The following is a 14,714-nucleotide window of genomic DNA, read 5'->3' as shown; positions in this document are numbered from 1 at the left end:
CTCAGTCTCCCAGCGCCGCCTCCATGACGGAACGGGCGATCGGCGCGGCACTGCCGCCGCCGCTGATGTCGGCCCGGTCGGCGGCGGCGTCCTCGACGACCACGGCGACCGCGACGGCCGGCCGGGCGGAGTCCCGCGCCTGTGCCCAGGAGATGAACCAGGCGTACGGCGTGCCGGTGTTGTCGATGCCGTGCTGCGCCGTGCCGGTCTTGCCGCCGACCGTGGCCCCGTCGACGGCCCCGTTGGTGCCGGTGCCGTCCCGCACCACGTCGATCATCATCTGGCGCAGCTGCGTCGCCGTCCGGGGGTCCATCGCCCGGTGGTAGGAGCGCGATCCCGTGGTGCGGACGGTGGAGCCGCTGTGCGTGGTCGTACGGTCCACCAGGTGCGGGTACATGAGTTCGCCGCCGTTCGCCACGGCCGAGGCCACCATCGCCATCTGTAATGGGGTCGCCGTGGTGTCGAACTGGCCGATCGAGGAGAGGGCCAGCTGGTCGTCGCTCATGTCGGTGTCGAAGTTGCTCTTCGCCACCCCGGACGGGATCTTCAGCCCGGTGTCGTTGAAGCCGAACCTGCCGACCGCGTCGACCATGCCGTCGAGGCCGACCCGCACCCCGAGGTGGGCCATCACGGTGTTGCAGGAGACCCGGATCGCCTCGGCCAGGGACGCCTTGGCGCAGCCGCTCGCCTCGTTGGGGAGCGTGGTCGTGGTGCCCGGCAGGACGTAGGGGGAGGGGGTGTCGGTCTCCGCGTCCGGGTCGGTGACGACCTCGGCGTCCAGCGCGGCCGCCGCCGTCACGATCTTGAACGTGGAGCCGGGCGGATACGTCTGCCGGATGGCCCGGTTGAGCATCGGCTCGCTCCGGTCCGAGTTGAGCTGCCGCCAGGCGTCGGTGACGGAGGAACCGGTACCGGAGAGCCGCCCCGGGTCGTACGAGGGGGTCGAGACCAGCGCCAGGATCTTCCCGGTCGTCGGCTCGACGGCCGCGACGGCGCCCCGCCGGCCGCCGAGCCCCTCGTAGGCGGCGCGCTGCACGGAGTCCTTGATCGTGGTGACGACGTCGCCGCCGGGCTGCCGGCCGCGGGTGATCTCGTTCCAGAAGGGGAGCGGGGCGAGCATCGGGTCGGTGCCGGAGAGGACCGCGTCCTCGGCGTTCTCCAGCAGGGCGGTGCCGTACGTCTGCGAGGCGTATCCGGTCACCGGGGCGTACAGCGGGCCGTAGCGGTAGGTGCGTTCGTACGCGAGCTGCTCGCCGGTGTCCTTCGAGCCGGTGACGGATCGGCCGTCGACCAGGATGTTGCCGCGCGGCTGGTCGTAACGGTCGATCGTGACCCGGCGGTTGGCGGGGTTGTCGTCGAGGGAGGAGGCCTCGAAGACCTGGACGCGGGCGGCGTTCAGCAGCAGCGCCACGAGCAGCAGCAGGCAGAAGGCGGCGGCGCGCCGGATGTAGCGGATCACGGCCGGGCCTCCCGCAGGGTCGACGTGTACGGGATCACAGCTCGTCCTCCAGGATGGGCGCGATGACTCCGGTCTCCACCTGGTCGGGGTGGGGTCTGCGGGCCAGGTCGCTGACCCGGATCAGCAGCGCCACGATGATCCAGTTGGTGACCACGGACGAACCGCCCTGGGCGAGGAACGGCATCGCCATGCCCGTCAGCGGGATCAGCCCCATCACCCCGCCCGCGATCACGAACACCTGGAGCGCCAGGATCGAGGCGAGGCCGATCGAGAGCAGCCGCCCGAACGAGTCGCGCAGGGCGAGCCCGGCCCGGTAGCCGCGCGCCACCAGCAGCGCGTACAGCATGAAGACCGCCGTCAGCCCGGTCAGGCCGAGCTCCTCGCCCGCCGTCGCCAGGATGAAGTCGGACTTGGCGGCGAAGCCGATGAGGATGGAGTGCCCGAGCCCGAGCCCGGTGCCGAGCATCCCGCCGGCCGCGAAGGCGAACAGCGACTGGGCGAGCTGGCCGGGCCCCCGGCCCGCGTCGATGGAGGCGAACGGGTCGATCCAGTCCTGCACCCGGCTGTGCACGTGCGGTTCGAAGGAGCCGACGACGAACGCGCCCACGGCGGCGAGGAGCAGTCCGACGGCGATCCAGCCGGTGCGGCCGGTCGCCACGTACAGCATGATCACGAACAGGCCGAAGAAGAGCAGCGAGGTGCCCAGGTCGCGTTCCAGGACCAGCACTCCGACGCTGAACAGCCAGATCGCCACGATCGGGCCGAGCACCCGGCCGGTGGGGAGCTGGAGCTTCCAGATCTTGCGGCCGGTGTACGCGAGGGCGTTGCGGTTCGCCGCGAGGTAGGCGGCGAAGAAAACGGCGAGCAGGATCTTGGCGAACTCGCCCGGCTGGAAGGAGAATCCGCCGACCCTGATCCAGATCTTGGCGCCGTTCACGGCGGGGAAGAAGATCGGCACGATCATCAGGGCGAGGGCCGCGGTGACCGAGAGGTACGCGTACCGCTGGAGCACCCGGTGGTCGCGCAGGAACACCACCACCCCGATGAAGAACGCGACGCCGAGCGTGGACCAGACCAACTGGGTCGGGGCCGCCTGGTCCTTCGGGGTCTCCAGGTCGAGCCGGTAGATCAGCACCAGACCGAGGCCGTTGAGCAGGACGGCGATGGGCAGCAGCAGCGGATCGGCGTACGGGGCGCGGAAGCGGACGGCGAGATGGGCGAGCAGCGCGAGCAGCCCGAGGCCTCCGCCGTACCCGGCGACATCGGGCGGGACCGCGTTGTTCCTGGCCAGACCGACGGCGGCGTAGCCGTAGACGGAGATGAGGACGGCCCCGACGAGGAGCGAGAGTTCCACACCGCGCCGCTTGGGCAGGCGCAGCTCGGGCGGGGGCGCGTCCGCTGTCGTTGCGGTCATGCCACGCAACGTAGCAAGAGGTGGGGGTTATTTCCCTTATGTGTTGGTGCGGAGGTTCGTGGGGTTCCGGTGGCGGACCGTCAGGGCCGGTGGTCCGGCGGCGGATCCTCCTCATGGCCTTCGTGCTCCGGCAGCGTCAGCCTGGCCACCGCCCCGCCGTCCGCCGCGTTCTCGAAGACCAGCCGGGCGCCCATCACCCGCGCCTGCCCGGTGGTGATGGTCAGCCCGAGACCGTGCCCCCTGCTGCCGCCCTCGGTACGGAAGCGCTGCGGACCTCCCGAGGTCAGGTACTCCGGGAAGCCGCCGCCGTGATCGCGTACGGTCACCACCGGCCCGTCGACCGTCAGGACGACCGGCGGGCGGCCGTGCCGGTGCGCGTTGCTGATCAGATTGCCGAGCACCCGCTCCAGCCGCCGCCTGTCCGTCTCGACGCGGACCGGCGGCCCGTCCCGGACGACCGTGACGTCGGCGCCCGAGGCGGACGCCACCCGCTCGACGAGCGGCGCCAGTTCGTGCACATCCAGATCGGCCTGCTCGGTACGGGTGTCGAGCCGGGAGATCTCCAGCAGGTCCTCGGTGAGGGCACGCATCGTCCGGACCCGCTCCTGCACCAGCTCGGAGGGGCGGCCGGGCGCCAGCAGTTCGGCGGCGGCCGACAGACCGGTCAGCGGGGTGCGCAGCTCGTGCGCCACATCGGCGGTGAAGCGCTGCTCGGTCAGCAGCTTGCGCTGGAGCGCCGAGGCCATCGTGTCCAGCGCACCGGCGACGATCGCCACCTCGTCCTGCCGCCGCGAGGGGCCGGCCGTCCGGGGGTCGTTGACGCGGGCGTCGAGATCACCGGCCCCGATCCGGCGGGCCACCCGGGCGGTCTGGTGCAGCCGCCGGGTGACCCGGGTGACGGCGAACCCGCCGGCCAGCAGCGTCGCGCCGATCGCCAGCAGGGAGGAGCCGATGATCGCCCCGTCCAGGCCGTTGATCGTGCGGGCGCTCTGGCTGTAGTCGATCCGTGTCGCCAGCGCGTGGCCGTCGGCCGGGGCGGCGGCCCACATCGTCGGCCGGCCCAGGTGGTCGGAGACCACGGTGCCCCGCTCCCCGCCGGCCGCCAGGGCGCGCAGCGACTCGGGCAGCCCCGGCGGATCGAGGCCGGAGCGCGGCGGGAGCGCCTCGCCCGCCTCGTAGGCGGCGGTGACGTCCGTCAGCCGGGTCAGCGCCTTCTCGCGGGCGTGACCGACCGTCTGGCGGGTGACCGCGGTGTGCACCAGCACGCCCAGCAGGGCGGCGAGCACACAGCACATCACGGTGATGAAGACCGCGGACTTCCAGGTCAGCGACGCGGTCCAGGCGGGCGTCCGCAGCCCGCGCGGGTCCCACCGGGCCCTCGGCCGCCGGCTGCTCACCGGCGCTCCGCGGACACGGCGGCGGAGGGGGCCGCGGTGGGTGCGGCGGTCGGCCGCGCGGTGGGCGGCGACGCCGTCGGCGCGGCGGAGGGCAGTTCGCTGGGCCGGGCGGAGGGCCGCGCGCTCGGCGACTTCCGCCGGTCGGGTCTCGGCTGCGGGGTCATGCGCAGGATCCCGTCCTGGGTGGGCAGCATGGCGCGCTGCCTGCTGTCCCAGGACCAGGCCGTGCGGTACTCGTACCCGGTGATGGCCGACGGCGCCCGCATGATCAGGTCCCGGCCGGCCAGCTCCACGCTGATCACCGCGTCCGAGGTGGACATGATCCGGGTCAGCCCGCCGGTCTCCGGCATGTAGACCCGTACGGAGAGCTGGCGGTCGGCGAGCTTGATGGCGAGGACCAGTTCGTCCCGGCCGTCGCCCGTCAGGTCACGGTAGTACGGCGCGAGCACCGGGCATGCGTGCGGCGCGGTCCGGCAGGCGTTGATCGCGCGGACGGTGGGGGCCGGGAGTTCGTCCGTCCCGCTGGAGCGGTCCGGGCGGGCCCTCAGCCCCGCCTGCACCACCGCCACCGGGTCCAGCCGGCGCACGTCGCCGCCCGGAACCGTGATGCCGGGGATGTGCGCGGTCTCGCCCTCGCCGTAGTCGTACGGAGCGGCCGAGGCGGGCGGCAGCTCCGGCCAGAGGCGGGCCGGACCGATGGCGGCCGGGGCCGGTCCGGTGCTCTTCAGCCCGCCACCGGTGCCGCATCCGGCCAGCAGGGCGGCGCCGGCCAGCAGGGCCGCCACGCGCGGCACCCCCCGGTGCTGCGGGCGCATGGCTTTCTCCGTTCCCGAGGTCCGTCGAGCCGGCGGGCGCGGGCTCACGCACGGCCCCGGCTCCGTAGACCTTATTCGGAAGGAAGTCTCTTATGCGTATTTAGTGCTGATAGGGGTTCTGGCCCTGGCCCTGCGCACCCGGGGCGAAGCCCGGCTGCTGCTGCGCCTGCCCGAACGGGTTGCCGTCCTGCGACGCCAGGTGCTGGGCCAGCAGCTGCTCGGCCTGCTCCTTGGGTATCTTCTGCTCACCACCGCAGAACGTGCACTGGGTGGCGTACTTCGTCGAGAAGGGGAACAGCGGCACGAAGAACAGCGTGAACTTCGTGACCCGCTTGCGCAGGGTGTGCGCGGACGGATTCCCGCACCAGCCGCAGACCATCGTCATGACGGCCAGTTGGTAGAGATAGCCTCGCGTACCGAAAATGATCATGTTGTGGGTCCCTTCCCCGAATTACCCATGAGCGCCCGGCGGCAGAGCGCCAGCAGCTTCTCGTCCTCGTATGTGTCATGGCTGCCGTAGCCGCCGTCCATCGCGTTGTGGCGGCGGACGGAGGCGAGCTCGGCGCGCAGCACGTGCACCGCGTCCGACCCCGCACCGGCGGCCCCCATCCGCGCCAGGCATCCGGCCACCCGGACCCTGACGTGGCGGTTCTGCTCCCAGGCCGCCAGGAGTACCGGAACGGACTCCCTGGCCCGCCCGGAAACCTCCCACAGAGCGATCGCCGCGTCCACCCGCAGCCACAGCTCCTCGTGCCCCAGCAGCGCCCGCAGCCGCGGCGCGGTCACCTCCGCCCGCGCACCGAGCCGGCCCAGCGCGCTCGCCGCCGACCGCCGCTCGTGCGCGTGCTCCGCCTGAAGCCCCTCGATCAGCACCGGCAGCACGGCGTCGGCGTCCCCGTCGACCGCCCAGAGCGCCTCGGCGGCCTCCGTGGCCGCCGCGGTGCCGGGACGCCGGATCAGCGCCCGCAGCTCCGGCAGGGCACAGTGCGCCGCGGGCCCGAACGAGCCGAGCGCCCGCAGCGCCGCTGTGCGCAGCCACTCGCCGCGGTACTCCGGAGCCCCCCGCAGCACCCGCAGCACCTCCGGTGCCGCCTCGCCCGCCCGCAGCGCGGTCAGCCCGGTCAGCAGCGGGCTCGCCCGGTCGTACGCACCCTCGTCGAGGCCCACCTCGCCGAGCCTGCGCCGCAGCGCACCGGCCAGCGGACGGGCCGCCGAGCCCAGATAGCCGATGGCGAACCCCACGTCGTGCGGCACCTCGGGCCGCTCCAGCGCCGCGGCCAGCGCGGGCACGGCGCGGGCGTCGCCCAGCCGGGACAGCGCCTTCACCGCGCTGCCGAGCCCCGGCGGCCCGCTCGCCCACTCCTTCACCCAGGCCCCGGGCTCCGCCGCGACCCGGGCCGCCAGCGCGTCCGCGGCCGGTGCGGCCAGGCCGAACAGCTCCTCCAGGACGTGCGAGGCGGCCTCGGCCAGCCTCGGCTCCGCCGCGCCGAGCTGCTCGCCGACCAGCCGCACCAGCTCCCCGTAGGAACCGCGCCAGGCCCGGATCAGCCCGCTGCTCATCCGGACCGCGTCGATACGCTGCCAGCGGTCGGGGCTGCACAGCTGATCGGTCAGCAGCGCCGTCCGCTCGGCGACCCGGTCGTCGAGACCGACGTGCAGGGTCCGCAGCAGATCGGCCGTCCAGGGCGCCGCGCGCCCCGCGCTCTCCTCGGCCGACAGTGCCCGCAACTGCCCCACCAGGGTCGCCGGCGCGGCCCGCTCCTCGACCCCGGCCGGCTCCGGCTCGCTGTGCGCCTCGGCCGCCCGCGGCGGCCCCGGCTCCGTGGCCGCGGCCACCGGCGAGGAGCGCAGCTGCCGCAGCAGACCCGCCACCACCCGCACCACGTCGCCGGGCAGCGCCTGCGGTGCGCACCGCGCCAGCTGGGCCAATGCCGCCAGCCGCAGCCCCGGCGGATACGCCTCCGCGGCCAGCCGGCTCAGCCAGTCCGCGATCTGGTCGGTCAGCGGGCGGTGGCGCAGCGCCACCCGCCCCGCCGCCTCGACCAGCGCGAGCCGCACCTCCTCGTCCGGCTCCACCGCCAGCCGGTCCCGCAGCAGCGTCAGGACCCGCGAGGGGTGGCCGTGCAGGGTGGCCAGCGCCAGCGGGGCGGAGACCCGCACCCCCGGGTCGTCGTCGGCCATCAGCGCGAAGAACACCCCGGCGCCCGCCGTGACGGCCGCCGCCGCCATCGCGTAGTTCGCCGCGCCCTCTATCTCGTCCTCGTCTATCTCGTCCTCGTCGTCCTCGTCGAGGTCGATGCCGCCGATGCTGGTGAGCAGCTCGACGATGCCGCCGCGGTCCGGGACCGCCGGATCCACGACGAGCTCGAAGAGGAAGGGGATGCAGGCGAGGGTGCACGCGTAGACGTCCCCCTGGTGGTGCACGGCCCCGTACATCCCGTCCAGCGCTCCCTCGCGCTCCGCCGGATCGGCGGAAGCGAGGCCCTGGAGCAGGCCGGGCACATCATCGGCAGGCCCGTAGGCATGCTCCATCGAGGCCCAGTCGACCTCGTCGATCCCCGCGAACACGTCATCGCCTCCCCACGCGTCACCACGAAGCAGTGTCTGCGCAGAGTGTGCACCACCGCTCCGACAATCCACCCGCCACATGCGGCCTTTTGCCTTTGGGCATGACAACAAAGGCGGCGGTGCGGTATGCCCGGGGCGGGAGCGACCGGGGTTATGCCGTGTCCGGAATCCGACGTCCCCGGCCCGGCTCGTTGAGCGGTCCGAGCAGATCCCCGTACCGCCCCAGCCGCTCCGCCATGTCCCCGGCGAGGAAGACCAGCTCCCCGGGGCTGCGGCACTCCTCGATCTCCGCCCAGGTGAGGGGCGCGGACACGGTGGGTTCGGACCTCGCGCGCAGGGTGTAGGGGGTGGCGGTCGTCTTCGCCGCGGCGTTCTGGCTGAAATCGACCAGTACCTTCCCGGGCCGCAGTGCCCGCTTCATCCGGTGCACGACCAGGTCCGGAAGCTCCCGCTCCGCCTGAACGGCCAGCTCCTTCGCGTACGCCGACACCCGGGCGGACGCCGTGGGCTCCAGGGGGACGAGCAGGTGCAGCCCCTTGGACCCGGAGGTCTTCCCGAACGCCTCCAGGCCGTCCGCAGCCAGCCGCTCCCGCAGCCAGCGGGCGACCTCGCAGCACTCCACGACGCTCGCGGGCTCCCCGGGGTCCAGGTCGAACACCAGCCGGTCGGCCACTCCCGGCGTACCGGCCCGCCACTGCGGGGTGTGGAACTCCACCACCAGGTTGGCCGCCCACATCAGCGAGGCGAGATCCGCCACGACGATCTGCCGGGCCCCCTCGTTCTCGTGGTGCGGCACCGGGGCGGTCCGTACCCAGGACGGCGTACCGGGGGGCGGATTCTTGGCGAAGAAGCGCTGCCCGTCCGGGCCGTCCGGATAGCGCAGGAACGACACGGGCCGCTCCCGCAGGTGCGCCAGCAGCGCATCGGCGGCCGTGGCCGCGTAGTAGTGCAGCACCTCGCCCTTGGTGGTGCCGGTGGCCGGATACAGCACCTTGTCCAGATTGCTGAGCGTCAGCCGCCGCCCCTCCACCTCTGTGATCGGCGTCATACGATAAGAATCACATGCAAAGCGGATCTTTACTGATCTTTACTGATCTATACGGATGTTTCGGATGTAAGGGGTGACCGGTGAGGTCCATATGGAACGGCGCCATCTCCTTCGGCCTGGTCAGCATCCCGGTCAAGCTGGTCAACGCCACCGAGAACCACTCGGTCTCCTTCCGGCAGATCCACCTCACCGACGGCGGCCGGGTCCGCTACCGCAAGGTGTGCGAGCTGGACGGGGAGGAGGTGCCCGCGGCCGAGATCGGCAAGGCCTACGAGGACGCCGACGGCTCGATGATCCCGATCACCGACGAGGACCTCGGCTCACTGCCGCTGCCGACGGCCAGGACGATCGAGATCGTCGCCTTCGTGCCGGCCGATTCGATCGACCCCCTCCAGATGGACGCGGCCTACTACCTCTCCGCCAACGGGGTCCCGGCCGCCAAGCCGTACATCCTGCTGCGCGAGGCGCTGAAGCGGAGCCGGAAGGTCGCCGTCGCGAAGTACGCGCTGCGCGGGCGCGAGCGCCTCGGGATGCTGCGGGTCGTCGATGACGTGATCGCGATGCACGGGCTGCTCTGGCCGGACGAGATCCGCGCTCCCGAACGGGTCGCACCGGATGCCGGTGTGAAGGTGCGTGACGCCGAACTCGACCTGGCCGACGCCCTGATGGCCACCCTCGGCGAGGTCGACATGGACTCGCTGCGCGACGACTACCGGGAGGCGGTCGAGGAGCTCGTCGCCGCCAAGATCTCCGGTGAGGTGCCGCGCCGGGCGGAGCCCGAGGACTCCGGCGCCAAGGTGCTCGACCTGGTCGCGGCCCTGGAGAGCAGCGTCCGGGCCGCGAAGGAGGCCCGCGCCGGCGGGGCGCGGGGGGAGGGGGACAGCGAGGACGCGCCGGTCGCGAAGGTCACCTCGATGGCCGACCACAAGGGCGGCAGGTCCGGCTCCTCGGCCTCCGGCGCGAAGAAGTCCACGGCGGGGCCGGGGAGGACCACGGCCAAGAAGACCGCGGCGAGCAAGTCCGCAGCGAGCGGGGCCACGGCGAAGAAGTCCGCGGCGAAGAAGACCACGGCGAAGAAGGCCGCAGCCAAGAAGACCACAGCCAAGAAGCGGACCGGCACGAAGAGCGCCTCGCGCAGACGCACCTCCGCCTGACCACCGCTTCTGTCCCACCCGGCCACCCGGTCACCCGGTCACCCGGTCACCCGGTCACCCGGTCACCCGGTCACCCGGTCACCCGGTCACCCGGCCAGGCGGAACGGCCGAACGGCCGCCACGGGGCTCGCGCCCCGGGACGGCCGTTCGGTCCGCTCCCGCGTACTGCCGCGTCACCGGTCCGGGGATCAGTGCCTGCGGTAGGAGCTCACATATCCGGGCGCCGGGGTGCCGACACCCGTCACGTCGTCGTAGCCCCGCACCGCCGACAGCGAGGCGTCCTTGCCCAGGCTCCGCACCGAGGTCAGCAGGCCGTCCGCCGCGTCGTACCCGTTGGCGAAGTCCACCCGGGCGACGGCCAGGTCGTGGCCCTTGCCCAGCGGGTGGTCCGTCACGTCGTGGTACACCTTCGACTGGTAGCGGGCGTAGATCGCCGGGTTGGCGAAACCGATGGGCCGGCCGTGCTGCGCCTGCTGCGCCAGGGCCTGGACACCGGCGATGACCGGCGCCGCCAGCGACGTGCCGCCGATGCGGTACTCGTCGTAGCCCAGCGATCCGTCGGGCATCGTCTGGGTCTGGCCGACGAGGAAGCCGGTGTTCGGGTCAGCCACGGCCGCGAGGTCGGGGGCCGTGCGCATCCGGGTCTTCCCGTTCGCCTTCGCCAGCGAGTCCGGCACGATGCCGCGCTGGTAGAACGGCTGCTTCACGGTCGAGCTGGTGCCGCCGCCCGCGCCCGAGGTGTACGCGCCGGGGAAGCCGGTCCAGCTCTTGCCGTCCGCCGCCAGGGGAGCGTTCGTGGTCCCCCAGCCGGTCTCCCACTTGTAGGTGTCGTGCTTGCCGACGGCCAGCGACGTACCGCCGACCGAGGTCACCCAGGCGGAGTTCGACGGGACGTCGATCTGCTTGGTGCCGGTGGACGCGACGTTGTCGCCGTCGTCACCGGAGGAGAAGTAGAAGCCGATGCCCTCGATCGCGCCCATCTTGAACACCTGGTCGTAGGCGAGCGCCAGATCAGGGGTCTGGTTCGCCTCGACGTCGCCCCACGAGTTGGAGACGATGTCCGCGAGCCGGTGGTCGACGACCTTGTTCAGCGAGTCCAGCAGGTCGTCGTCGTAGCAGGACGCGCCGCCCACGTACACGATGTCCGCGGCGGGCGCGACGGCGTGCACGGCCTCGACGTCGAGGGTCTCCTCGCCGTACCAGCCCGAGGCCCCGCACTCCTCGGTCTTCGTGTAGTCGTCCGGCAGCACCTGGCTGAGCTGCCCGCGCCTGTACCGCGCGTCGCCGTTGCGCTTGGCGTACTCGGCGGCGTCCTGGGCGATGGTGGGGGAGGCGTACGCGTCGGTGATGGCGACGGTCACGCCCTTGCCGGTGTAGTCCCCGGCCCCGTACGCGGCGCGCAGCTGCTTGCCGGTGTAGCCCTTGACCGCGTACGGCACCTTGGAGCCGTAGGCGCTCGGCAGGGTGGAGGCGGTCTTCGAGCCGAAGTACGAGGAGGTCGGGCCGGAGTTGCGGAACACCGCGTCCGGCGGCGGCAGCACCTCGTCGTGGCTGGACTTGTGCGGGGCGTTGTCCAGGCCGGAGACGGCGAGCACGTCGCCGCTCAGCGCGGCCGGCACCGATGCGGTGGAGGCCGGGGCGCGGTAGGTGTGGCTGCCCTTGCGGTAGTCGCGCAGCTGGGTACTGAACGCCTTCTCGGTCCTGGCCACTTCACCGGTCGCCGACACGTAGTGCTGGTTGGCGCCGGTGACGGTCAGCCCGGCGGACTTCAGCCACTGGCTGACCCGGTCGATCTGCTGCTGGGTGGCCCCGAACCGCGCCTGCGCCTGCGCGGCGCTCAGGTACTTCCCGTACGACGGCGACCGCGGGTCGGAGACGGCGGCCGCGTAGGCGGCCAGCCCCTTCGCGTCCCGTCCGGTGAGGTGGACCCGGACGGCGACCTTTCCGCTGTCGGACGTGGCCCCCCGGTCGGCCGTGGCGGTGGCCCAGGCGGGCTTGGTGCCCTGGAGCGCGCCCCGGCCGACCGGTGCGGAGTCGGCGCTTGCGTTGGGTATCCCGAGGGCGAGCGCACCGGCGAGCAGTGGCAGTGTCACTGCCATGCTCAGGCCGGCGCGTCGTCCGGCGCGGCTGATTCTCAAAGTAACCCCCTGCGATGTGGGTCTCGCGTGCGGAGCATGTGCCGAATGATGTGCACATGTAATCCGCCACTCTGGCGAGGAACGCCTCATGTAGGGGGCATGCGTTTCCCAAGAATCGGCCAAGTGAACGCGCGTAGAGGTCGGTTCGCGTCGAATCGCCGGGGATCGGACCCCCCGGCCGAAGGCTCCCGGTAGATCCGGGAAGCTCCGGACGGGCGGCCGGGGGCTGGGCGGCTGGGCGGAAGCTCTCCGAGTGGCCGGGCGGCCGCACGGCCGGACCGGCTGACGGCCTGCCGGACTCCCGGGCTGTCAGAGGCCGGCGCGGAAGCCGAAACCCCTGTGCTCCGCTCCCGCTTTCCCTCGCCTCTCCCGAACCATTCCCTTTCCGCGTCCGGTTGCGGGCGGCGAGCGGAATGAAATCGGGCTCCGCGGAGAACCGTGAATCCTTTCCCGGGGATTTCCGGCCGCCACGGAAATCCCTGATTCACGGTCAGAGGGACTCAGCGGGACTCAGAGGGAATCGGACGGAATCGGACGGAATTGCTCGTTCAGGCGGAAGGTGTTTTACGGGCGAGGAATACGGCAGCCAGCAGGGCGGCCGCGAACGATACGCCGGCCACCACCCACAGGCCGGTGTGAATACCGGCGGTGAATCCCGAGGCGATGGCATCGGTCACCCCGGGCGGCGAGGGGCGGCCGCTGCCGCTGCTGCCGCTGCGGGCCACGTCCACCACGGCCGTGGCGATCTGCGGCGGGACATGGTTGTCCGCCAGGGTCTGCGGCAGCGCCCCGACGAAGCGGACGGCCAGCACGGCGCCCAGCACCGCCGTCGCCAGCACCGAACCGACCTGCCGGAACGCGGTGACGGCGTTCGACGCGGAACCCATCTGGGCGGGCTGGACCACCGCGAACGCGGCCGCGGTCGACGGAGCGACCACGAACCCGCTGCCCAGACCCACCAGCGCCAGGCCCACGGCCGTGACCAGGTACGGGCTGTCCGGCTCCTGGCGGATCAGCAGCACCGCCGCGACCGACGCGATCAGCGAACCGGCGGCCAGCAGCCGGCCGGGACCGATCTTCCCGGAGATCTTCTGCGCCACCAGCGTCGACAGCACGAAGAAGACCATGGCCGGCAGCAGCCGGACCCCCGTGCTCAGCGCGGAGACGTTCTGGACGCGCTGGAGGAAGAGCACCTCCAGGAAGACCACGCCGACGAACGTGAACAGCGCGGACGCCGCCACCAGCAGCGTCGCCGACACCCGGATCGAGCCCATCATCCGTACGTCCAGCATCGGCACGGCCACCTGCCGCTCCACCCGTACCAGGGCGAACAGCGAGACGACGGCGACCACCAGCGAGGTCAGCACGACCGGGTCGTCGTAGCCGGCCCGGCCGCCCGTCGCGATCCCGTACACCAGCGTCCCGAGACCCAGCACCGAGAGGAACTGGCCACGCAGGTCGAGCGGCCTGTCCGGCACCTTGGACTCGGAGACCGCGTACAGCGTCACCGCCACCGTGACCACGGCGACCGGGGTGTTGACCAGGTAGACCGCCTGCCAGGCGAAGGCGTCCAGCAACGCCCCGCCGAGCAGCGGGCCGACGGCCAGACCGATGCCGGAGACCGACACCCACACCGTGATGTACCGCAGCATGCGCGGCAGATCGACGAAGAACGTGGTGGTGATGATGGCCAGTGAGGTCGGCAGCACCAGCGCGCCGCCGATCCCGCTGACCGCCCGGCCCACGAGCACCTGGGGGAAGGTGCCCGCCGTCGCCACGATCAGCGAGCCGACCGCGAGTGTGACCACGCCGATGACGAACACCCGGCGCCGTCCGTACCGTTCGCCCAGGGCCCCGCCCGACAGCACGCACGCCGCCACGACCAGGGTGTACGTGCTCGACACCCAGCTCAGGTCCGCCGGGGCGATGTTCATGTCGACCTGAAGGGCGCGCAGCGTCGAGATCGCCGACGTCACCTCGATGAACGACATGAACAGACCGAGGCACGCGGCGGTCAGGATCAGCTTGCCGTGCGGGATGACCGGCTTCGCGGGCGCGGCGGCGGCCGTCGTCTCCGTCTCCGCGCTCATCACTTGCCCCGCTTCTCGGCGATGCGCAGCGCGGCGTCGTCCCACGACAGCGGGAGCTCGCTCCGGGCGGCACCGTAGAAGACGAACGTCGAGCGGTCCATCGTCGGCCGCAGCTTCGCGACCACCTTCGCGTGCGGGTCGCTGCGGGAGAAGGTCTCCAGCGACTCCTGGTCCTGCCACGCGGACAGGGTCCAGAACGTCTTCTTGAACGGTTCGGCGCGCAGCGACGCGCCGATGGTGCCGGGTGCGGAACGGACCTGCTTCCACACCACCAGCGACAGCAGGAAGAACCGCGGCACGCTGAGCAGCGACTTGACCTCGAACTTCGATGCCATGACCACGGCCTCGCCGGAGTCGGGGGACTCGGTGGCAGCGGCCCCGGGCATCCAGGGAATGGTGGGCATGGGGGATATCTCCTCTTCGGCGTGGGGCGCGTGATCACAGCAGGGAATACCCGCTACCCACATGAGACACGCGCGACGGCGATCCGGACATGTGGTGGTGCGCAACCGCTCCGGAGTGGCGGGGTTGGCCTGTTCGTGCCCCTGGTGTCCGGTACCCGTTGATCCGGACACCGCCTTTGCGGGCCATCGATGAATTCGATGGAACGCGCATGTTCGGCGATGCGGTG

General features: G+C 72.1%; 11 protein-coding genes. 1 reads left to right on the top strand and 10 read right to left on the bottom strand.

Annotated elements, in window-relative coordinates:
- Position 1: 1 nt before the first annotated feature.
- The 7 genes from ACIO3R_RS07875 to ligD all read right to left on the bottom strand — a co-directional run bounded on the left by ACIO3R_RS07875 (position 2) and on the right by ligD (position 8,701).
- Positions 2-1,459, bottom strand: coding sequence for a peptidoglycan D,D-transpeptidase FtsI family protein (locus ACIO3R_RS07875; protein WP_385036118.1), 1,458 nt, complete (start codon positions 1,457-1,459; stop codon positions 2-4).
- Positions 1,460-1,493: 34 nt separating this feature from the next.
- A complete protein-coding gene (locus ACIO3R_RS07870) occupies positions 1,494-2,873 on the bottom strand; it encodes an FtsW/RodA/SpoVE family cell cycle protein (RefSeq protein WP_385036117.1) in 1,380 nt (459 codons plus the stop codon).
- 80 nt (positions 2,874-2,953) lie between these two features.
- A complete protein-coding gene (locus ACIO3R_RS07865) occupies positions 2,954-4,270 on the bottom strand; it encodes an ATP-binding protein (protein ID WP_402104370.1) in 1,317 nt (438 codons plus the stop codon).
- Positions 4,267-5,085: a hypothetical protein gene (locus tag ACIO3R_RS07860; protein ID WP_402104367.1), complete on the bottom strand. Its 819-nt coding sequence runs from the start codon at positions 5,083-5,085 to the stop codon at positions 4,267-4,269. The genes ACIO3R_RS07865 and ACIO3R_RS07860 overlap by 4 nt, the downstream gene beginning before the upstream one ends.
- Positions 5,086-5,185: 100 nt before the next feature.
- Positions 5,186-5,515 carry a zinc-ribbon domain-containing protein gene (locus ACIO3R_RS07855; protein ID WP_385036114.1) on the bottom strand — a complete coding sequence of 110 codons (330 nt, stop codon included), beginning with the start codon at positions 5,513-5,515 and terminating at the stop codon, positions 5,186-5,188.
- On the bottom strand, positions 5,512-7,653 hold the full coding sequence (locus tag ACIO3R_RS07850) for a HEAT repeat domain-containing protein (RefSeq protein ID WP_402104363.1): 2,142 nt from the start codon (positions 7,651-7,653) through the stop codon (positions 5,512-5,514). Before ACIO3R_RS07850 ends, ACIO3R_RS07855 begins: the two co-directional genes overlap by 4 nt.
- Before the next feature lie 151 nt (positions 7,654-7,804).
- Positions 7,805-8,701, bottom strand: coding sequence for a non-homologous end-joining DNA ligase (ligD, locus tag ACIO3R_RS07845; protein WP_402104361.1), 897 nt, complete (start codon positions 8,699-8,701; stop codon positions 7,805-7,807).
- Between the two features lie 80 nt (positions 8,702-8,781).
- Here ligD and ACIO3R_RS07840 point away from each other — a divergent pair, with 80 nt between their 5' ends.
- Positions 8,782-9,855 carry a Ku protein gene (locus ACIO3R_RS07840; protein ID WP_402104358.1) on the top strand — a complete coding sequence of 358 codons (1,074 nt, stop codon included), beginning with the start codon at positions 8,782-8,784 and terminating at the stop codon, positions 9,853-9,855.
- Between the two features lie 188 nt (positions 9,856-10,043).
- On the opposite strand, the gene ACIO3R_RS07835 is transcribed toward ACIO3R_RS07840, so the two are convergent.
- The 3 genes from ACIO3R_RS07835 to ACIO3R_RS07825 all read right to left on the bottom strand — a co-directional run bounded on the left by ACIO3R_RS07835 (position 10,044) and on the right by ACIO3R_RS07825 (position 14,487).
- Entirely contained in the window at positions 10,044-11,954 is a 1,911-nt protein-coding gene (locus ACIO3R_RS07835; RefSeq protein ID WP_385036110.1) for a protease pro-enzyme activation domain-containing protein, read from the bottom strand.
- 587 nt (positions 11,955-12,541) lie between these two features.
- The gene (locus tag ACIO3R_RS07830) at positions 12,542-14,083 is read right to left on the bottom strand and encodes an MFS transporter (RefSeq protein WP_402104355.1); all 1,542 of its coding nucleotides are present in this window, start codon (positions 14,081-14,083) and stop codon (positions 12,542-12,544) included.
- The gene (locus ACIO3R_RS07825) at positions 14,083-14,487 is read right to left on the bottom strand and encodes a DUF3291 domain-containing protein (protein WP_363028670.1); all 405 of its coding nucleotides are present in this window, start codon (positions 14,485-14,487) and stop codon (positions 14,083-14,085) included. Before ACIO3R_RS07825 ends, ACIO3R_RS07830 begins: the two co-directional genes overlap by 1 nt.
- Positions 14,488-14,714: the final 227 nt, after the last annotated feature.

The organism is Streptomyces sp. NPDC087428 (assembly GCF_044744085.1).
Taxonomy (GTDB): domain Bacteria; phylum Actinomycetota; class Actinomycetes; order Streptomycetales; family Streptomycetaceae; genus Streptomyces.
This window is presented reverse-complemented; position numbering and strand designations above follow the sequence as displayed.